Source organism: Williamsia deligens (assembly GCF_024171765.1).
Taxonomy (GTDB): domain Bacteria; phylum Actinomycetota; class Actinomycetes; order Mycobacteriales; family Mycobacteriaceae; genus Williamsia_A; species Williamsia_A deligens.
In genome coordinates this window covers 63909-83220 of record NZ_JAMTCI010000002.1, presented here as the reverse complement: position 1 = coordinate 83220, position 19312 = coordinate 63909, and the positions used below count along the sequence as shown (strand labels likewise).

Annotated in this window: 19 protein-coding genes; 10 read left to right on the top strand and 9 right to left on the bottom strand. The window is 71.1% G+C overall.

The window, feature by feature from the left end; translation table 11 throughout:
* Positions 1–7: 7 nt before the first annotated feature.
* From LX14_RS14695 to LX14_RS14680, 4 genes are read left to right on the top strand one after another with little or no spacing between them, the layout of a single operon-like run.
* Entirely contained in the window at positions 8–472 is a 465-nt protein-coding gene (locus tag LX14_RS14695; RefSeq protein WP_253648112.1) for an FxsA family protein, read from the top strand.
* A 36-nt stretch (positions 473–508) separates the two neighbouring features.
* Entirely contained in the window at positions 509–2119 is a 1611-nt protein-coding gene (locus LX14_RS14690) for an amidohydrolase (RefSeq protein WP_253648111.1), read from the top strand.
* Positions 2116–3822 carry an apolipoprotein N-acyltransferase gene (gene lnt, locus LX14_RS14685; RefSeq protein ID WP_372505393.1) on the top strand — a complete coding sequence of 569 codons (1707 nt, stop codon included), beginning with the start codon at positions 2116–2118 and terminating at the stop codon, positions 3820–3822. Before LX14_RS14690 ends, lnt begins: the two co-directional genes overlap by 4 nt.
* Complete coding sequence (locus tag LX14_RS14680; protein ID WP_253648110.1) at positions 3803–4636, top strand: polyprenol monophosphomannose synthase; 834 nt, start codon at positions 3803–3805, stop codon at positions 4634–4636. Before lnt ends, LX14_RS14680 begins: the two co-directional genes overlap by 20 nt.
* Positions 4637–4729: 93 nt before the next feature.
* On the opposite strand, the gene LX14_RS14675 is transcribed toward LX14_RS14680, so the two are convergent.
* On the bottom strand, positions 4730–5077 hold the full coding sequence (locus LX14_RS14675; RefSeq protein WP_253648109.1) for an RNA polymerase-binding protein RbpA: 348 nt from the start codon (positions 5075–5077) through the stop codon (positions 4730–4732).
* A gap of 192 nt (positions 5078–5269) precedes the next feature.
* Here LX14_RS14675 and LX14_RS14670 point away from each other — a divergent pair, with 192 nt between their 5' ends.
* Complete coding sequence (locus tag LX14_RS14670; protein ID WP_253648537.1) at positions 5270–5605, top strand: hypothetical protein; 336 nt, start codon at positions 5270–5272, stop codon at positions 5603–5605.
* Positions 5606–5614: 9 nt separating this feature from the next.
* Here LX14_RS14670 and LX14_RS14665 read toward each other — a convergent pair whose 3' ends face one another.
* The 6 genes from LX14_RS14665 to LX14_RS14640 are packed head-to-tail and all read right to left on the bottom strand — an operon-like array spanning position 5615 to position 12479.
* Entirely contained in the window at positions 5615–6847 is a 1233-nt protein-coding gene (locus LX14_RS14665; protein WP_253648108.1) for a TerD family protein, read from the bottom strand.
* Positions 6844–7662, bottom strand: coding sequence for an HAD hydrolase family protein (locus LX14_RS14660; protein ID WP_253648107.1), 819 nt, complete (start codon positions 7660–7662; stop codon positions 6844–6846). The genes LX14_RS14665 and LX14_RS14660 overlap by 4 nt, the downstream gene beginning before the upstream one ends.
* Positions 7659–8780 (bottom strand): cysteine protease StiP family protein, encoded by a 1122-nt coding sequence (locus tag LX14_RS14655; protein WP_253648106.1) that lies wholly within the window; start codon positions 8778–8780, stop codon positions 7659–7661. The genes LX14_RS14660 and LX14_RS14655 overlap by 4 nt, the downstream gene beginning before the upstream one ends.
* Complete coding sequence (locus LX14_RS14650) at positions 8777–10084, bottom strand: phosphoribosyltransferase family protein (protein ID WP_253648105.1); 1308 nt, start codon at positions 10082–10084, stop codon at positions 8777–8779. The genes LX14_RS14655 and LX14_RS14650 overlap by 4 nt, the downstream gene beginning before the upstream one ends.
* Entirely contained in the window at positions 10081–11274 is a 1194-nt protein-coding gene (locus LX14_RS14645) for an HpcH/HpaI aldolase/citrate lyase family protein (RefSeq protein WP_253648104.1), read from the bottom strand. Before LX14_RS14645 ends, LX14_RS14650 begins: the two co-directional genes overlap by 4 nt.
* Positions 11271–12479, bottom strand: coding sequence for a coiled-coil domain-containing protein (locus LX14_RS14640; RefSeq protein WP_253648103.1), 1209 nt, complete (start codon positions 12477–12479; stop codon positions 11271–11273). Before LX14_RS14640 ends, LX14_RS14645 begins: the two co-directional genes overlap by 4 nt.
* A gap of 188 nt (positions 12480–12667) precedes the next feature.
* Here LX14_RS14640 and LX14_RS14635 point away from each other — a divergent pair, with 188 nt between their 5' ends.
* The 4 genes from LX14_RS14635 (at position 12668) to LX14_RS14620 (ending at position 16430) form a co-directional block, all read left to right on the top strand.
* A complete protein-coding gene (locus LX14_RS14635) occupies positions 12668–13243 on the top strand; it encodes a TerD family protein (RefSeq protein WP_253648102.1) in 576 nt (191 codons plus the stop codon).
* 97 nt (positions 13244–13340) lie between these two features.
* Entirely contained in the window at positions 13341–14456 is a 1116-nt protein-coding gene (locus LX14_RS14630; RefSeq protein WP_253648536.1) for a DUF475 domain-containing protein, read from the top strand.
* Positions 14457–14482: 26 nt separating this feature from the next.
* Complete coding sequence (locus LX14_RS14625; protein ID WP_253648101.1) at positions 14483–15595, top strand: ferredoxin reductase; 1113 nt, start codon at positions 14483–14485, stop codon at positions 15593–15595.
* 61 nt (positions 15596–15656) lie between these two features.
* A complete protein-coding gene (locus tag LX14_RS14620) occupies positions 15657–16430 on the top strand; it encodes an adenylate/guanylate cyclase domain-containing protein (RefSeq protein WP_253648535.1) in 774 nt (257 codons plus the stop codon).
* Positions 16431–16478: 48 nt separating this feature from the next.
* Here the strand turns inward: LX14_RS14620 and LX14_RS14615 are convergent, their stop codons facing one another.
* Positions 16479–17162 carry a YoaK family protein gene (locus tag LX14_RS14615; RefSeq protein WP_253648100.1) on the bottom strand — a complete coding sequence of 228 codons (684 nt, stop codon included), beginning with the start codon at positions 17160–17162 and terminating at the stop codon, positions 16479–16481.
* Positions 17163–17338: 176 nt separating this feature from the next.
* On the opposite strand from LX14_RS14615, the gene LX14_RS14610 reads away from it, so the two are divergent.
* Positions 17339–18436, top strand: coding sequence for a glycosyltransferase (locus LX14_RS14610; protein ID WP_253648099.1), 1098 nt, complete (start codon positions 17339–17341; stop codon positions 18434–18436).
* A 9-nt stretch (positions 18437–18445) separates the two neighbouring features.
* On the opposite strand, the gene LX14_RS14605 is transcribed toward LX14_RS14610, so the two are convergent.
* Entirely contained in the window at positions 18446–19309 is an 864-nt protein-coding gene (locus LX14_RS14605; protein ID WP_253648098.1) for a cyclopropane mycolic acid synthase family methyltransferase, read from the bottom strand.
* Between the last annotated feature and the right edge of the window lie 3 nt (positions 19310–19312).

Here is a 19312-nt window from a genome sequence, read left to right as displayed (position 1 = left end):
GAGGGACATGAAGCTCGCAGTGTTCGTCGGTTACCTCGCCGTGGAGATCGCGGCCTTCGCCGGTCTGGTCTGGGCGATCGGGTTCTGGTGGACGGTGCTCGCGACCCTCGCCGCGATCGTCGTCGGGTTCGCGTTGCTGCGTCGCCAGGGCGCACGCGTCTTCGCGGACCTGCGGATCGCACAGGCGGGGACGGCCGCTTCGGCCCGGTCCCTCACCGACGCCGCGCTGCTGGCGTTCGCGACAGTGCTGCTGTTCGTCCCCGGGTTGGTGAGCACCGTCGTGGGCATCCTGCTGCTGCTCCCGCCGGTCCGCGCCCTCGCCCGACCGGCCGTCGCGGCTGTCGGTGCGCGCCGCATGGCCCGCGTCGTCGAGCGCTTCGGACCGATGGCCCGGGGTGGCGTGACAGTCGTCGAGGGGGAGGTCGTCGACCCGACGAGCCCCGCACCCGACGGCCGCTACCGGCTGCGCTGAACGACCCGCGGGCGTCGCAGGGCAGACTGATCTCTCGTGGGAACGCAACTGTTCGTCGGGGGACACGTCTACACACCGGCATCCCCGGACGCCACGGCCTTCGTCGTCACCGACGGTGTCATCGCCTGGGTCGGCACCGATGACGTCGGACGCGCTCTGCACCCGGGTGTCGAGACCGAGGACCTGCGGGGCGCGTTCGTCGCACCCGCATTCGTCGACTCGCACGTCCACCTGACGTCGACGGGGCTGGCCCTCGACGGGCTCGACCTGGACGACGCGAAGGACCGTGACGACTGCCTACGCCGTCTGCGCGACCACGTCGCGCGGACCCCGGGCGGGGACCTCGTGTGGGGACTGGGGTGGGATTCGTCGCGCTGGGTCGACGACACCCCACCGACCACCTCCGAGGTGGACGCCATCGTCGGCGACCGTCCCGTGTACCTCGCCCGTATCGACGAGCACTCCGCGGTGGCCTCGTCGGCGCTGCGCCTCATCGCAGGCGGCCTCACCGACGCCCACGGCTTCCACCCCGACCTCCCGCTCACCGCGGAGGCGCATCACCTCGTGCGGGGAGCGGCGCGCGAGCTGCTCGGACCCGCGCAACGCGAGCGTGCCCAGCGACGTGCGCTCGACGACGCCGTGGCCCACGGTGTGGTCGCGGTGCACGAGAACGCCGGGCCCGACATCAGCGGACTGAACGACCTCGCGGCGATCGCGCGGCTGGAGCACCCCGTCGAGGTCCGGCGCTACTGGGGACAGGCGGTCACCGACGCCGACGACGCGCGGTCGCTGCTCGCCGCCACGGGCGCACACGGCCTCGCCGGTGACCTGTTCATCGACGGCGCCATCGGCTCGCACACCGCCTGGCTGTGTGCGCCCTACACCGACGACCCCGGCAACTCCGGTGTGTCCTACCTCGACGACGAGGCCGTGCTGGCGCACCTGCGCGCCTGCACCGAGGCGGGGATCCAGGCCGGGTTCCACCTGATCGGCGACGCCGCCACCCGGTGTCTGGTGGCCGCGATGGACACCGTGATCGAGGAGTTCGGCACCGTCGCCGTCGCGCGGTGCGCCCATCGCGTCGAGCATGCGGAGATGGTCGACGCCCACGCCGCCGCGACCCTCGCCCGCGCCGGTGTGACCGCGAGCATGCAACCCATGTTCGACGCCCTCTGGGGTGGTCCCGGCGACCTCTACGAGCAGAGGCTCGGCGTGCCCCGTGGGACCGAGCTCAACGATTTCGCCGCCCTCGCCCGCGCGGGCGTCGCGCTCGCCTTCAGCTCCGACTCCCCGGTGACCGGCATCGACCCGTGGTCGCAGATCCGGGCCGCGGTGAACCACCACAACCCTGTCAGCGCGGTGTCCCCGCGGGCGGCCTTCGCCGCCTGCACCCGCGGCGGCTGGCGTGCCGCGGGCGAGCGGGACCCCGCGCTCGGGACCCTCGTGCCGGGCGCGCCCGCCGACTACGCGATCTGGGAGGCGGGGGAACTCGTCACCGCCGGCTCCGCGGAATCGGTCCAGCGGTGGTCCACCGACCCGCGATCCCGGACGCCACCGTTGCCGGACGTCTCGCCGGGGGTGGAGCTCCCCACGTGTCTGCGTACGGTGCGCGGCGGGCGCGAGATCTACCGCCGGTCGCCGGCGTGACCAGCACGACCACACCGTCGGCGCCCGAGGCGGTGACGCGCAGACCGATCGTCGCGACACTCGCCCGCGGCGCGGTCGCCGGGGCCGGCGGCGTGGCGATGTGGGGGGCGTTCCCGCCCCGCAACCTCTGGTGGCTCGGTCTCGTCGCCCTCGGGCTGCTGTACGCCGCGATCGTCGTCGGTCGCCCGCGGGCACGCGTCGGTGCGTTCTGCGGCCTGGTGTTCGGTCTGTGCTTCTGGCTACCTCTGCTCCCGTGGATCGGCGTGTACGTCGGCCCGCTGCCGTGGGTCGCGCTCTCGGTCGCGCTGGCGATCTACGGTGCGCTGTTCGGGGCGACGGCGGTCGTCACCGCCCGGCTACCCGGTGCGCCCGTGTGGTTCGCGCTGTGCTGGATCGCCGTGGAATGGGCGCGGTCGTCCTTCCCGTTCGGCGGGTTCCCCTGGGGTGCCACCGCATTCGGTCAGGTGGGCAGCCCGCTGCTGCCGGTCGCTGCGCTGGGCGGCGTGCCGCTGCTGGGCTTCGTGATCGCCCTGACCGCGGCCGGACTGGCGCAGGTCGTCATCGTCCTGGCCCGACTTCGCAGATCGGGGACCACGGGCTCGCGCCGGAACGCTCTCCTCCGACCGGTGGCGACAGCGTTGCTGTGTGCACTCGCCGGACCGATCGTCGCGGCGGCGATGTGGCCGTCCGTGCACGCCGCCGACGACCGCGGCCCGGCCTCGAGCCGCGTCACGGTCGCCGCCGTGCAGGGCAACGTCCCCCGCCTCGGGCTCGATTTCGCCGCCCAGCGGCGCGCCGTCCTCGACAACCACGTCCGCGAGACCTTCCGTCTCGCCGACGCGATCCGAGCCGGGACCCGGCCCCGGCCCGACCTCGTGCTGTGGCCGGAGAACGCTTCCGACATCGACCCGCTCGACAACGAGGACGCCGCCGAGGAGATCACCGCGGCGTCGCAGGCGGTCGGTGCCCCGATCCTGGTGGGGACGCTGATCCGCAACGACGACGGTCGGCCGACCAACACCGTCCTCGTCTGGGACGGGGCGCGCGGACCGGTCGGCCGGTACGACAAGCACATCGTGCAGCCGTTCGGTGAATACCTGCCCTGGCGGCCGTTCTTCCGCATGTTCTCCTCCTACGCCGACCAGGCGGGCAACTTCCGTCCCGGCGACGGCCGATCGGTGCTGACGGTGCCCGTCGACGGCCGCTCGCAGCCGGCGCCGGTCGGCGTGTCGACATGCTGGGAGATCGCCTTCGACCGGTCGCCACGTGAGGCGGTCGACCAGGGCGCGCAACTGCTCTACGTGCCCACCAACAACGCCACCTTCGGCCGCACCCAGATGACCTACCAGCAGCTGGCGATGTCCCAGGTCCGTGCGGTCGAACTCGGACGGACCGTCGTGGTCGCCGCGACGACCGGGGTGAGCGCCGTCGTCGCCCCGGACGGCCGGCTGCTGCAGCGCTCGCAGTTCTTCACCCCGGCGACGCTGAGCGCCGACATCACCCTGCGGACCGACCGCACCCCCGCGGCACGGCTGGGGGCTCTCCCGCAGACGGTGCTCGTCGTGATCGCGGTCGCAGGCTTTTTGGTCGCGCTCGCCACGCGTACTAGGTTGGGGAAACATTTGCGCCCGGCCGGGCGCCCCGAGGGGGCCGCGCCCGGTGCCCACACCGCCGAGGAGATCGATGACGTCACGGACCCCTGATGCGTCGGGATCATCCGATCCGACGGCAGCGGCGGCGGTGCCCGCGACGGTCGGGACCGACGGGTCCGGGACCCTCGTCATCATCCCGACGTACAACGAGCGCGAGAACCTCCCGGTGATCGTCGAGCGACTGCACGGCGCGTTGCCCGGTGTCCACGTGCTCGTCGTCGACGACGGCAGCCCGGACGGCACCGGTGACCTCGCCGACAGCCTCGCCGAGCGCGACGGCCAGGGGCGTCCCGCCCCGCGCATCCACGTGATGCACCGGTCGGAGAAGAGCGGACTCGGCGGCGCGTACATCGCCGGCTTCGGCTGGGGACTCGAGCGCGACTACACCGTCATCGTCGAGATGGACGCCGACGGCAGTCATGCCCCCGAGCAGCTGCACCGCCTGCTCGAGAAGATCAACGCGGGCAGCGACCTGGTGATCGGCTCGCGATACGTGCCCGGCGGCGCCCTGGTCAACTGGCCGCTGCGCCGCAAGTGGCTGTCGCAGGGTGCGAACACCTATTCACGGCTCGCCCTGGGCGTCGGCGTCCGCGACATCACCGCCGGCTATCGCGCATACCGCCGCGAGGTGCTGCAGAAGATCGACCTCGACTCGGTCGACTCGCACGGCTACTGCTTCCAGATCGACCTCGCGTGGCGGACCATCCAGGCCGGTTTCACGGTCTCGGAGGTGCCGATCACCTTCACCGAACGCCAGATCGGCGAGTCGAAGATGAGTGGCGAGGTCGTCGGCGAGGCGTTCATGAAGGTCTTCGAGTGGGGCGTCCAGCACCGCGTCGACCGGTTCCGCCGCCGCACACGCTGACCCACGCGAGCCACACCGGCGCATCGCGCCAGGACCCCCGATACGAAGAAGGCCCCGCCGATGGCGGGGCCTTCGTCGTATGTGCGGCGACGGTCAGCTCGCGGAGACCCCGCGACGCCGCTGCTTGAGCAGTTCGAGGCGCTCGTTGAGCAGTTCCTCGAGCTCTGCCTCGCTGCGACGCTCGAGGAGCATGTCCCAGTGCGTACGCGGCGGCTTGACCTTCTTCTCCTCGGGCTCGGCGCCCTCGAGGATCGTGCCCTCCATGCCGTTCTTGCACGGCCAGGTGGAGGGGATCTCCGCGTCGTCGGCGAACGGGACGTCGAAGATCTCGCCGTTGTCCGTGCGGTACTGCACGATCCGACGAGGTGCGAGGTCGTGGTCGCGGTCGGTCTCGTAGCTGACGGCTCCGAGTCGGCTGCCGCGGAGTACTCGATCTGCCATGGTCGTCCCTTCCTGCGATGTGCTCGTGACGCGATGTGTTCGTGACGAGGTCGGATGGTTCTCGCGGACGAGCGGTGCCGGGACGATGCCCGGGCGTCGCTGTCGCCGGACACACCGGTCTGTGAGCAGAACGTGTCAATACTACGCGTCACCGCCGCCGAGGGCACACGGCGCAGGCGTATCGTGCGGTCGGTGGAGACGCGGACACGTCGGAGACCGCAGCCCTGTGGGTGGTGCGGACAGCCTGTCGCCGACTCCGGGGTCGGGCGTCGTCGCCGGTACTGCAAGCAGTCCTGTCGCCAGCGCGCCTACGAACAGCGATCGGTCACGCAGGGGACATCGGTCCCGGCCGACGCGGTCATCCTCGGCCGCGCCGAGGCCGACGACCTCATCGACCGCCTGTTCACGCTGCGGTGTGCTGCCGAGGACGTGGCCACGGCGGTGGAGGAGAAGGCACCTCACGCCGAGCTCGCCGCCCTGTGCGAGGAGCTGTTGGCGCGGGCCTCGGAGGCCGAGCGGCTGCGCTGACCCCGCGTCCTACAGGAAGCGGTCGACCTGCTTGGCCGCCTCACCGGGGTGCCGGGCGGTGATGCCGTCGCCGACCGCCTGCATCGACCATCCCGAGCCGGACCGGAAGACCTTGGCCATCACGATGCCCGTGTGGGGCATCCCGCCGGCCAGCGTGTAGCGGGCGAGCTCGGCACCGGTCGTCACGTCGACGAGTCGGCAGAAGGCGTTCTCGACCTGCTCGAAGGTGTGGCCCTGGTAGGAGGTCACGACCAGCAGGATCTGCGTGATCGCCGGGGGGACACGCGTCAGGTCGATGTCGATGACCTCGTCGTCGCCCTCGCCCTCCCCGGTGAGGTTGTCGCCGTGGTGGCGGATGGAGCCGTCCTTGCTGACCAACTGCCCGTAGTAGGCGAGGTCGCCCAGGCGGCTGCCCGCGTACATCATCGCCGACGCGTCGAGGTCGATGTTCGACCCGCGGCCACCCCCGAACAGACCCCGCTTGGTGACGACCGGATCCCACCCCAGGCCCATGCGGATGCGGGTGAGCTCCACCCCGCCGTCCTTCTTCAGCGAGACGCGCTGGCCCTTGGCCAGGCTGACCGGACGGTCCTTGCTGAGACTGACCTCGCCGGTGGACGCGGTCGGCCACTGCTGGGAGCTGCCGGTCGGCGCGGCCGGCGGTGGCGTCGGGGCCGGGCGTGACGGCGGGGGAGGCGCGGCCGGGGCGGCTGCAGCCGGGGGCGGTGTCGACTGGGTCGGTGTCGACGGGGAGGGGGCGTCGTCGACCGAGACCCCGTGATCGGTGACGAGCGCGGCGAAACCACCGGCGTAGCCCTGCCCGACCGCGCGCACCTTCCAGGCGTCGGCACGGCGGTACACCTCGACCGCGATCACGATGGACTCACTCGAGAGCCCCTCGACCCGGTACTCGTACGACTGCGCGCCGGCGCTGACGCGGGTCAGCGGCGGAGTAATGCGTCCGAACGTCCCGGATTCCAGGGTGATGACCGCCCTGACCTGGTCGATGTCCGACGGGATCGCGGCCAGGTCCAGTCGCAGGGTCCCGCTGCCACCGGGGGTCAACGTCACCCCGGGCGCCGACGGTTGGTTGTAGAAGACGAAGTCGGCGTCGGTCCGGACCTTCCCGGCCGCGGTCACCATCAGCGCCGACAGGTCGGCTGCCGCCGCCACGTCCACCGTGATCTCCACCGTCGAGGTCGGCAACGGACCGTTCTGTCCCTTGATCAGCGCGGTGCTCATGCATCTCCATCTCGGTCGTCGGTCCCGGCCCAGTCGAGCAACGTCGCCACGATCTCCTCCGAGGCCGCGACGCCGGCACTCCTCGAAACGGACAACGTCGGACGGTGCCACGAGAGTTCCTCGAGCTCGCCGTGCCGGGGCCGGACCGCGCGGTGGGCGCCCTCCAGCATCGGTCGGTCCAGTGCCCCGTCACCCGCCGCGAACACCCTCGATCGCGGCGTCCCGCACCGACGGGCGACCTCGGCGACCGCGGCCCACTTCGAGACCGGGTCCGGCATGAGGTAGACCTTGCGGCCCTGGCGAGAGACGTTCCATCCGCCCGGGACCGCCCACGACCGCCAGCGCTCGACGAGGTCGTCGGGGGCCACCGCAGGGTCGATGACCGCGTAGCAGAACAGGTCGTCGGCGATGCGCGCCGACCGCAACCAGCGGTCGTCGGCCTCGGCGCGGACCCGGTCGCGGACCTCCGTCACCGGCGTGAGTGCCGCCACCGAGGCGTCCACCTCGGACCGCCACACGGGGTCGGGCTCGCCGTCGACGAGGATCTCGCCGCCGTTCGCCGCGACCGCGTATCGGCGGACACCCCAGACGGGCACCACGACCCGTCGGTACTGCGCGACCGTCCGGGTGGTCACCGGGACGACCGTCGCGCGGACGTCGAGGACGGCGAGTCTGTCGACGGTCGTGGGGCTCATGTACGACAGTTCCGCCCCGTCGAGGTGTTCGACGCATCGCAGCTCGGTCGTCGGGCGGCCCGCCGCGGCGGCGGAGAAGATCAACGTGCGGTCGAGGTCGACGGCCACCAGCGCGGTCATGTCGTCACCGCGGATTCCTTGATGAGTCCGACGCAGGCGTAGGTCAGATCGGGGTCGACCACGATCGGCACGTCGCGTGCGGCGGCCAGCGCGAGGATGTGCCGCAGCGCGGGATCGTCGGGATCCCGGACGAGCACCCGCCACGGCACGCGCCGCAGCAGGACGCGGGTGGTCTCCCCGACACCGGGTTTGACGAAGTTGACCGACGAGATGCCGTACTCGTCGCGGATGCGTTCCACCGACCGCCACCCGCTGAAGGTGGGGGTGCGGTCCGCCGTCCGGAGGTCCGCCACCCTCGCCTCGACCGTGTCGCCGACGTCGGCGAACCGTGCTGTGACCGTGTCCAGCAGATGCGCGGACACATCGGAGTCGGCGAGTTCGCGGTAGAACTTCGCGCCGTGGAACTGCCCGGGCGCGATGAGGCTCTCGTTGAGGACCGTCCGCGACACGAGTCCGGACACCGTCGAGTTCAGGCACGCCGAGGCGATGAGGAAGTCCGCACGGGTGCCGTACGTGCGGACGCAGTGCCCCGGGTCGGCGAGGACCGCGAGGTCCGGATCGCACCGGGGACCACCGGCGCGGTGCAGGACGTCGAGTGCGTCGGCCAGTTCCCGCGTGATGGCGCCCTTGCCCGTCCAGCCGTCGACGAACACGATGTCGGCCGGCGACCACCGCTGCGCCAGCCACCGCACCGCCGCGGCGTCGATGCCGCGGTCGCGGACGATCGACACCGCGAAGTGCGGGATGTCGAGACCGTGGCGCTGCCGAGCCCAGCGCCGCATGAGGATCCCGACCGGGGTCCCCGCCCGCGCGAGTGACGCCAGCACGATGTCGGTCCCGCGTTCGGCGAGCACCAGATCGGTGACCGTGGCGACCGCTGCGGCGAGCTCCCCGGCCGTCTCGCGCAGCACCTCCTCGAACAATGCGCGGTAGGCGGCGTCGGGCTGGAACTCATGCGGCAGGGACTCCGCATAGTGCGCTGTCCCTGCCTGGATGGCGGCCTCCCGCTCCGCGATGTCCGCCTCGAGGTCGACATCGGAGAGATCGGTGAGCAGCCATCCGACCTCGTCGGGTGCGTAGCTGCCGAATGCCGGGCCGCGCAACGGTTCCGGTGTCACCGGTGACCCCCGGCGGCGATCGCCCGCGACCGTGCGAGGGCATCGAACGACGTGCCCCCCGCGACCAGTACGACGAGGTCGCGTCCGCTCCGGGTGAGGACGTCGACCACGCCTCCGGGTGCGGCGAGTGCAGGGGTGTCGGCGGCGGGGTCGATCACCAGCACCCGCTGGGTGGACGCGTCGTCCGCGGCCGCGTTGTAGAGATGCCGGGTGCCGTGGCGACCGCCGGCGGAATCCGGTTCGGGCGCGGTGAACTCGACTCCGTTGCGCAGCGGGTAGCCGGATTCGGTGGTGACGACGGCGGGGGAGCGGGTCGTGGTCTGGGAGGTCACCGACCACCCGTCCGTCTCGAGAGCGGCCGCGATCCGCAGCGGCAGGTACATGAACTCCTCGTGGCCGATCACGACGACGGGTTGCTGCGGGTCCAGCACCGTCCCGAGGCTTCGCGCGGCCTCCGCGACGCCGGCCTCGAAGGCCGGCCCGTCGCCGTGCAGCACCCCATGGCGCCCGCCGTCGGGGACGTGGGCGGGCCAGGGCTGTCGCAGGACGGTCGCCTCACCGGCGACCGAGGCCGAGTGGGGCGTCGACTCGACAGCGGGATCCAGAGCGGCGACCCGCGCGACGAGATCGTCCGGGACGACCGCCGACCCTCCCGCCAAGGCGACGAACGTGAGGTCCACACCCATCGCCCGGGCACGGTCGTCGCATCGGCGGCGATCGGCCTCGGTGCGGAGATCGACCAGCGACGCGACCACCCACCGCCGAGCGCGCAGGGTGCCGCGGAGTGCGTCGACCGCCGCGAGTGCGGTTACACCGGTGGAGATCTCGTCGTCGACGAGGACCCAGGTCCCCGCGGTCTCCGCGATGTCGCGGGAGGTGGGCACGACCAGGTGGTCGGTCGCGTGCGAGTGACCTTCCTGGAAACGTGCCACGGTCGGGAGTGCGGGCACGGCACGCCGCGTCGAGTGCAGGTAGATCTCGGCGTGCAGCCGACGCGCGACGCAGTGCCCCAGGCCCGTCGCCGTCTCCGCGAAGCCGAACACACCGACCTGCCGGACCGACCGGTCCGGGTGCGGATCGAGACCGTCGGGGTCCAGCGCCCGCGAGATCAGGTCGGCGAGATCCTCGGCGGCGCCGATGATCCGGGACGGCGCCACGGGGATGTGCTTACCGAGGACCGTCGAGACCCACAGGTGCGCGCGCCGAGGGTTGCGGCGCAGCCCGGGCAGCACCAGGTCGGTCACCGCCCACCGGGACATCGGGGGGCCAGGGTCGATGGTCACACCGGCCGTCGGATGCGTCATCGGTCGACCACGGCGGTGAGGACCTCGATGACACCGACGTCGGGGCGGGTCACCCCGAACGCCTCGGCGCGCAGCAGCGTCCGGTGCGCCCAGTTCCGGTGTGGCCGCCGCTCGTTCATCTTGTTGCGGTAGGACGACGCCAACACCCCGCCCTCGGGTCCGTCCTGCGCGGACAGGTCCGTCCGCGTGTCGCCGTCGTCGCGTCCGAGGACCGCCAGGGCGTCGACGTACTCCTCGTGGCTGACCGTGCTCGTCGCGTGCACGACGTTCACATGGGTGGGGTGGATGACGGTCTTGCCCTGCAGCCCGTTGGCCCGGTCCAGGACGATCTCCCGGAGCATCCCGTCGAGGTCGCGGCTGACGAGGTGGCGTCGGAAGCGGACAGCGTCGAGTTCCTCGAACGGGGTGTTGCGCAACTGCGGTCGGAACATCCGTTCATGGGCGTTGTAGTACTCCCAGACCGGCCCGGTGATGGTGAAGCCGGTGCCGTCGTGACGGCCCAGGACGTTCACGACGGAGGCGATCACCGACGCCACGGGATGGACGTCGTAGATGGTGAGGTCGGGGTCGCGGCGGATCCCGAACGCCCCGCTGAGGTCCGTGGCACCGATCCGCACGGCGAGGACCCGCTCGCGGTGGACGGCCAGGACGTCGGCGATCCCCGCGAGCTCCTCAGCACGGGTCTCGCTGTGCAGCACCCGCGTCGACTCGATGATCGGCATCGCGTACAGCGATGGTGCGGTCGCGATCAGGTCGAGCAGGTCGGCGCCGTCCCCGGTGCCGAACTTGGGCAGGACGATCCCCGTCATCCCGAGCCCGTCGCCATGAGCGAGCAGTTCGACGATCTGTTCCCGTGACCGCACCCGGACGAACACCATGGGTGCGTCGGGGACCTCGGCGAGGTCGCCGAGCGTGGCCACCACCGCCGCCATCCCCGCAGAGACCTCGTCGTCGCGGACCGCGTCCTCGAGGTCGAGCACGATCGACGTGGTGCCGGCGCGGGCCGCCCGCAGCACCGTGGCGGTCAGCTCCGGCCGCACGGCCGGGATGTAGAGCGTGCCACCGAGAGCTGCGGCCACCAGCTCCCGCGGACCGTCGAGGGGGACCGGCCGGGGAGGTCGATGGAACAGCCTGTCCCGCTCCGCCGCCGAGAGCATCGGGAAGTGCGTGACCGAGCGCGCGCGGGTCATCGCACCCCCGACCGCATCTTCGCGACGACGTCGGCGACGAACGCGGTGACCGAGTCGAGTTCGGTCACGTAGGCGAGGTAGTCGGGGTGGGCACCGGTCAGTCCCGCGGCCGCGAGGTCGACCCGCCGCGCGGCGGCGTCGATCACCGAGCCCCACCGGTCGACGAGACGCCGGTCGACCGCGAGCAGTTGGGCGTCACGGATGGCGAAGCGGGTACGCCGCTCCGCCGCCCCCGGATCCTCACGGACCGACCGCAGCATCGACAACCGGTCGGTGACGCCGTCGACCAGCTGCTCCGCGCGCGCGAGATCCTCTCGTGCGGCGGCGATCTCCGCCTCGGCGCGATCCGGGTCCGCGGATGCGGACGCATCCGCGGCGGCGATGTGACCGTCGGCGGCGGCGAGCGCCTCGCGACCACGCCGATCGTCGCCGACGAGGTCTTCCGAGCACGCGGCGGAGAACTCCCGCAGCAGGGCCGAGTAGGCCTCCGGGAGCCTCTGGGCACGGGTGGCGACGGCCGACCTCCGGGTGCGCACCGACGCGACCGAGCGTCGGACCCGGTCGGTCTGGTCCGGCGCCCGGGCGACGACGGCGCGCAACGCCTCGGCGCGGCCCTGCAGGTCCTCGGTCGCCCGCACGATCGCACCGGGGTCGCCGGCGGCACGCGCGGCGGCCAGGTCGGCCCTCGCTGCCACCGTGGCATCCGACGCCGACCGCACGGAGGTGAAGGAGCGCAGCGCCGGGTCCAGGGCCTCCGCACCGGCGAGGGCGTCGCGGGCCGTCGTGTCGGCCTCGGTGGCGCGCTGGGGGACGGCGGACGCCGCACTGCGGGCATGTTCGACGGCCGTGGCGTGCCGCTCGTAGAAGGAGTCGAGACCGGTGGCGGCCTCGCGCAACGCCGCGGTGCACCGGTCGAAGTCGGCCGGGGTGGGCGGGCTGCGGCGTGCGGTCGGGTCGTCGGGGTCGGTCGACAGCCGCAGGTACTCGTCGATGGTCGCGTACACCCGTTCGCGCAGCGCCGCGAAGTCCCGGACGAGGCCGGGGTGCAGGCCCAGGTCGCGCGCCGCGTCGACCCCCTCGTCGATCACCGACAGGCGGCGGTCCATGTCGAGGAATGCCCGCACCATCTCGGCACGGGCGTTCTGCGCCGGACCGTCGGACGGCCCCGCGGTGCGTGCGTCACGCCGGAACCACCCACTGACCACGCCGCAGATCGTACTGGTGTCGGGTCGCTCCCCGCCGGGGCCGACGGACTCGCCCGGGCACCGCCGACCCTGACCAGGATGTCGGGTTCACGCGTACCGTGGTGGCGTCGAACGGGGTCCGTGACCATCGGTATCCCGACATCAGCGACCCGGCACGGGGAGGACCCGGCCGGCGAGAAAGGACCGACATGGGCGTCAGTTTGAGCAAGGGCGGAAACGTCTCCCTCACCAAGGAGGCACCGAACCTCACCGCGGTGTCGGTGGGTCTGGGCTGGGACATCCGCACCACCACCGGTACCGATTTCGACCTCGACGCCAGCGCGATCGCCGCGGGCACCGACAAGAAGGTGTTGTCGGACAAGCACTTCGTCTTCTTCAACAACCTGACCTCGCCCGACGGTTCCATCGAGCACACCGGCGACAACACCACCGGTGAGGGCGAGGGCGACGACGAGGTCATCAAGGTCAACCTCACGGCGGTGCCGCCGGAGGTCGACTCCATCGTCTTCCCCGTGTCGATCTACGACGCGGACGCACGCTCGCAGTCCTTCGGTCAGGTCCGCAACGCGTTCATCCGCGTGGTCGACCAGGCCAACAGCAAGGAGCTCGCCCGCTACGACCTCTCCGAGGACGCCTCGACCGAGACGGCCATGGTCTTCGGTGAGCTGTACCGCTCGGGTTCGGAGTGGAAGTTTCGTGCGGTCGGCCAGGGGTACGCCTCCGGTCTGGCGGGGATCGCCCGCGACTACGGTGTGAACGTCTGACGACCAGCACCCACCATCTCGTCGGCACAGCCCGGGGTGACACCACCGACGGTGTCCCCCGGGCTGTGCCGCGCCACCGGAAAGGCCCGTGAGGAACGTGGTAGTCCGCATCTTCGGGATATCGATCGCCGTCACCGCGGTGTCCCTCGTCGTCGCGTTCATCTACGGGAGCTGGGAGGCGGTCGCGCTGTGCGCGATCCTCGGCATCCTGGAGGTGTCGCTCTCGTTCGACAACGCCGTCATCAACGCCACGGTGCTCGAGCGGATGAGCGAGTTCTGGCAGAAGATCTTCCTCACCATCGGCGTCATCATCGCCGTGTTCGGCATGCGGCTGCTGTTCCCGCTGGTGATCGTGTGGATCACCGCCGGGCTGAACCCGGTCCGCGCCTTCGACCTGGCGATGAACCCGCCCGCGGAGGGATCCGGGCAGGAGTCCTACGAGCAGATCCTGACCGACGCCCATCCGCAGATCGCGGCGTTCGGCGGCATGTTCCTGTTCATGCTGTTCCTCAACTTCATCCTGTCCGAGCGTGAGATCACGTGGCTGGACTGGCTGGAGAAGCCGCTGGCCGCCATCGGTCGGCTCGACCAGCTCGCCGTCGTCATCGCCGGCGGCACGCTGGTCCTCGTCGCGGAGTTCCTCGCCGACGACACCCACCGCGCCACCATCCTCATCTCGGGGACGCTCGGCATGATCACCTACATCACCGTCGACGGACTCGGCTCGCTGTTCCACACCGAGCAACTCGAGGAGGGCGGGGGCGAGGAGGCCGGCGACGGCAACCCGTCCCGAGGGCCGTCGACGGTCGTGAAGGCGACCGGCAAGGCCGCGTTCTTCCTGTTCCTCTACCTCGAGGTGCTCGACGCGTCGTTCTCGTTCGACGGGGTGATCGGCGCGTTCGCGATCACCGCCGACCCGATCATCATCGCGCTCGGCCTGGGCTTCATCGGCGCCATGTTCGTCCGGTCGATCACCGTGTACCTGGTCCGCACCGGCAGCCTGGCCGAGTACCGCTACCTCGAGCACGGGGCCCACTGGGCGATCGGCGCCCTGGCCGTGATCCTCTTCGTCTCGATCGAATACCACATCAACGAGGTGATCACCGGGCTCATCGGCGTCGCGTTCATCGGTGCGGCGTTCATCAGCAGCATCGCGGCGAACCGTCGTGAGCGCGCCGAGGTCACCACGCCCGACCGCACACCGGTCTCCTGAGCGCCGCACCGGAGAAGAGACGACGCATGGATCTGCTCAAGTGGAGTCGGCGTCCCGCGGAGGGTGTCGCGGCGACGACGCCGCAGGCGAACGTGCTGCGCGGACTGCTGGCGCGGGCGACGACGCCGCTGCTGCCCGACGACTACCTGCACCTGCTGAACCCGCTGTGGTCGGCCCGTGAGCTGCGCGGCCGCATCGTGTCGGTGCACAAGGAGACAACCGATTCCGCCACGGTGGAGATCGAGACGGGGTGGGGCTTCTCGCACGACTACCGTCCCGGGCAGTACGTCGGCATCGGGGTGCAGATCGGCGGCCGGTGGCATTGGCGCTCGTACTCGCTGACCTCCATCGGCGCGTCCCGGCACAAGCGGATCACGGTGACCGTGAAGGCAAACCCCGACGGCTTCCTGTCGACGCATCTCGTGGACGGACTGGAACCGGGGACGGTCATCCGACTGGCCCCGCCCCGCGGGGATTTCGTGCTGCCCAGCCCGCCCCCGCCGCGGTTGCTGTTCATCACCGCGGGCAGCGGGATCACGCCGGTGATGTCCATGCTGCGCAGCCTCCGCCATCGCGGCACCCTGCCGGACGTCGTCCACGTGCACTCCGCACCCACCCGCGACGACGTCATCTTCGCCGACGAGCTGGCCGAGCTGTCGCAGACGGCCGACTCATACACGCTGCACCTGCAGCTGACCCGCGAGATGGGCAAGGTCGAGCTCGCCGGGCTCGACGACCTCGTCCCCGACTGGCGCGAGCGGTCGACGTGGGCATGCGGGCCGGTCCGCATGCTCGACGACGTCGAACACGCCTGGACCGCAGCCGGGCTGGCCGACGAACTGCACATCGAACGGTTCGCCATCGACCGCGGCGGTGACCGCGGCGAGGGTGGGACGTTGACCTTCTCGCGGTCCGGTCGCAGCACCGAGATCGACGGTGCCACCACGATCCTCGAGGCGGGAGAGGCGCTCGGTGTGGCCCTGCCCTTCGGGTGCCGGATGGGCATCTGCCAGTCCTGTGTGGTCCCGCTGGAGAGCGGTCACAGCCGCGATCTGCGGTCGGGGGAGGAGCACCGCGAGGGGGAGCGCATCCAGACCTGTGTGTCGACGGTCTCCGGCGAGTGCACCATCGATCTGTGAACGGGACGCGGCGGTGACCGACGACGATGCGTCGACCCGCGCCCGTCGTGCGGGGAAGGCGATCGCGACCGGTGTGTCGCGGGCGCGCGACTGGGCGGCCCGGGTCAACCGCACCGACGCGGTAATCCGTGCGGCGCGGTCGGCACGCAACGCCGTCCCGGGAGACCTGCCGGTCCTGGACTTCTCCGGACCCGCCCAGCGCCACAGCGATCGCCTGGCGCGCCTCATCGGTGGCACCGGTGACGATCAGCCCACCGCGGTCCGCGAACTCGGGTTGACCGCGGTCCAGATGTGGCAGGCGCTCGGTGCGCGCCGCGCGGTCGAGGACACCACACCCCGGTCGGTCACCATCCTCTTCACCGACCTCGTCAACTTCTCGACGTGGGCGCTGGGCGCCGGCGACGACCGCGTGTTGGTGCTGGTGCGACAGGTCAACGCGGTGACCACCGACATCGTCCGTCGTCGGGGCGGTCGGGTGGTGAAGTCGCTCGGTGACGGGGTGATGGCCGTCTTCGTCGACGGCGCCGACGCCATCGAGGCGGCACACGAGGCGGGGATCGCGGTCAGCGCCATCACCGTCGACGGATACCGACCCGCGTTGCGCGCGGGACTGCACACCGGCAGCCCGCGACGCGACGGTGACGACTACCTCGGTGTGGACGTCAACATCGCCGCCCGCGTCGCCGACGCCGCCGGTGCGGGGGAGGTGCTCGCGACGAGCGCGACCCTCGACGCGACCGACGCGGACAAGTACGTCACGCGTCGACGGCGGTTCCGCGCCAAGGGGACACCGCGCGACCTCGTCGTCTACGCGGTGGTCCCCCGGTACGAGTAGAGCGGCGCCGGCAGAGCTGGCGCGAACAGGACTGCGCCGCAGCCACTCTCAGCCCAGGATGCTCGTGCGCTCGTCGAGCCGGTAGGTGTAGAGCGCGACCCCGCCGCAGATCACGGTCGCGGTCAACAACATCTGTCCACCGGTGATCACGAGGCTGATGACGGCGCCGAGCACGCCGCCGGCGACGAACGCCAGCCACAGCAGGAAGTAACCGTTCCACTCCTTGGCCTCGCCGCCGCTGATGTGGCGTTCGATGCCCTGGCCGAGCTTGACCAGGGTCCCCGTCACGTAGCTCAGGGGTACGGAGACCTCGCCCTTCTTGTCGTCGCAGAACGACGTGTTGAGGGCCCCGATGCCGAAGGCCACGAACAGGATGGGGATGAAGGTGACCTGAGGCGCGTCGAAGCCCGCCGTCACGAAGTCGACGACCGAGGCTATGGCCAGACAGATGGTGGTGAGCATGGTCGCGCCGTGCGGGTGGTTGACCCAGACATGGCGCCGCAGGAGCGACGCGACCACCACGCCTGCGACGAAGGTGACGGTGATGAGGATCGCGGCCGTCGCCATCGCGGGCCGCCCGACGAAGTAGCCCAGGGCGGCGCGTTCGGCGTTGCCGGTCATGAAAGTGACGAAGTAGCCCGTGGTCTGGATGAACGCTGCCGCACCCACCAGTCCCGCCATCGCGGCGAGCACCCACGACACCACTGCTTCCGGATCTCCGATTGGCTTCATGCCCACCGAGATTAGCCACGCGTGACCGATAACGCCGTTTCGTCGGTGTTACAACAGATTTCCTCAGGAGACTCTTGGGTGCGGTCACGACGACGGCGCCGAGAGTTGTGGCGACGTTGCATCCCGCGACACCTCGTGGCCATCACGGACGAGACCGGGTGGGCCACACTGCGCCGGTGCGGATCGTGCAGGTCGCCAACTTCTACGGACCCCGGTCGGGTGGACTGCGGACCGCGGTCGACCAGTTGGGTCGCGGCTACAGTGAACGTGGACACCAGGTCTCGGTGATCGTCCCCGGACGGTCTGCCCGCCACGAGGTCCTCGACACCGGTGTGGAGCGCATCACCGTTCCCGCGCCCGCGATCCCGTGGACGGGCGGCTACCGGGTCGCGGACCCCCGTCGCGTCGTCGACGTCTTGACGGGGCTGCGTCCCGACGCGGTCGAGGTGTCGGATCGGCTGACCCTGCGGGGGCTCGGGCCCTGGGCTCGTCGTCGCGGGGCGGTGGCGGTCATGATCTCCCACGAACGGCTCGATCGCCTGCTGGCGCAGGTGATGCCGCGGCCGTGGGCACGTGCCGCCGCCGACGTGGCCAACGTCCGCACCGCCGCGTCCTACGACGCGGTGGTGTGCACGACAGAGTTCGCGCGCGCCGAGTTCGACCGTGTCGGGGCCGACAACGTGCACCGCATCCCGCTCGGCGTGGACCTCGACCTGTTCCACCCGAGCCGGCGCATGTCCCCCGGCGGCGGGTCATGGCGGCGTCCCGGCACGACGTTGCTGGTGCACTGCGGGCGTCTGTCGGTGGAGAAGCACGTCGAACGCAGCATCGACGCCTGCGCCGGGTTGCTCGCCGCCGGCGTGGACGCGCGGTTGGTGATCGCGGGTGACGGACCGCGGCGCCCCGCGCTCGTCCGTCACGCCGAAGGCCTGCCCGTGGAGTTCACCGGGTTCCTGCACACCCGCGATTCCGTGGCCGACCTGCTCGCCGCGGCGGACGTCGCGATGGCCCCCGGGCCGCACGAGACGTTCTGTCTGTCCGCCCTGGAGTCGTTGGCAGCCGGGACGCCCGTCGTCGCCTCCCGGACGTCGGCCGTCGCCGAGATCCTCACCACCGAGTGCGGGGCCGTCGCGACGAACACCGCGGAGGCGTTCACCGCGGGCGTCCGCACGGTGCTGGATCTCGACGACGGCCGTGACCGCGCCCGCGCTCGGGCCGAGACGTTCTCCTGGCCGACGACGGTCGACCAGATGCTCTCGGTGATCAGCGCCTGAGCGCCCCCGTCACTTCGACAGGGTGAACTGCATGACGTCGATGTACCCGTTCCGGAAGTAGTCCGCGCAGCCGGTCAGGTACTTCATGTAGGTGTCGAACACGGCGCGGTTGGCGATGCGCACGGCGTCGTCCTCCCGCTTCGCCAGCGCGGCGGCCCAGGTGTCGAGTGTGCGGGCGTAGTGCTGCTGCAGCGGCTGGATCCGGTCGACCGAGAACCCGACGCGGGTCGACTCCCGCTCCACGTCGTGCGGCTCCGGGAGCTGTCCACCCGGGAAGATCTCGTTGGCGATGAACCGCGCGAAGGCCAGGACGTCCCGGGTGATCGGGAGGCCCTTCTCCCGGATGACGTGGCGGTTGAACGCGACGATCGTGTGCAGCAGCATCACACCGTCGTCGGGCAGCAGACCGTAGGTCTTCTCGAAGAAGGCCGGGTACCGCTCGGCACGGAAGTGCTCGAAGGCGCCGATGCTGACGATGCGGTCGACGGGCTCGTCGAACTCCTCCCACCCCTGCAGACGCACCTCGGCCGTACGGCCCTCGGGCGTGGCCGCGGCGAGCGACTCGTTCACCAGTTCGTACTGGTTCTTGCTCAGCGTCAGCCCGATGACGTCGACGTCGTAGACCTCCATCGCGCGCTTGATCGTCGTGCCCCAACCGCAGCCGATGTCGAGCAGTCGCATCCCCGGCTTGAGGCCGAGCTTGCCCAGGGAGAGGTCGATCTTGGCGTACTGCGCCTGCTCGAGGGTGTAGTCGTCCTCCTTGAAGTACGCGCAGCTGTACATCCGCGACGGGTCGAGGAACAGGTCGAAGAAGTCGTTCGAGAGGTCGTAGTGGGCCTGGACGTCCTCGTAGAACGGGTCGAGCTCGGTCATGGG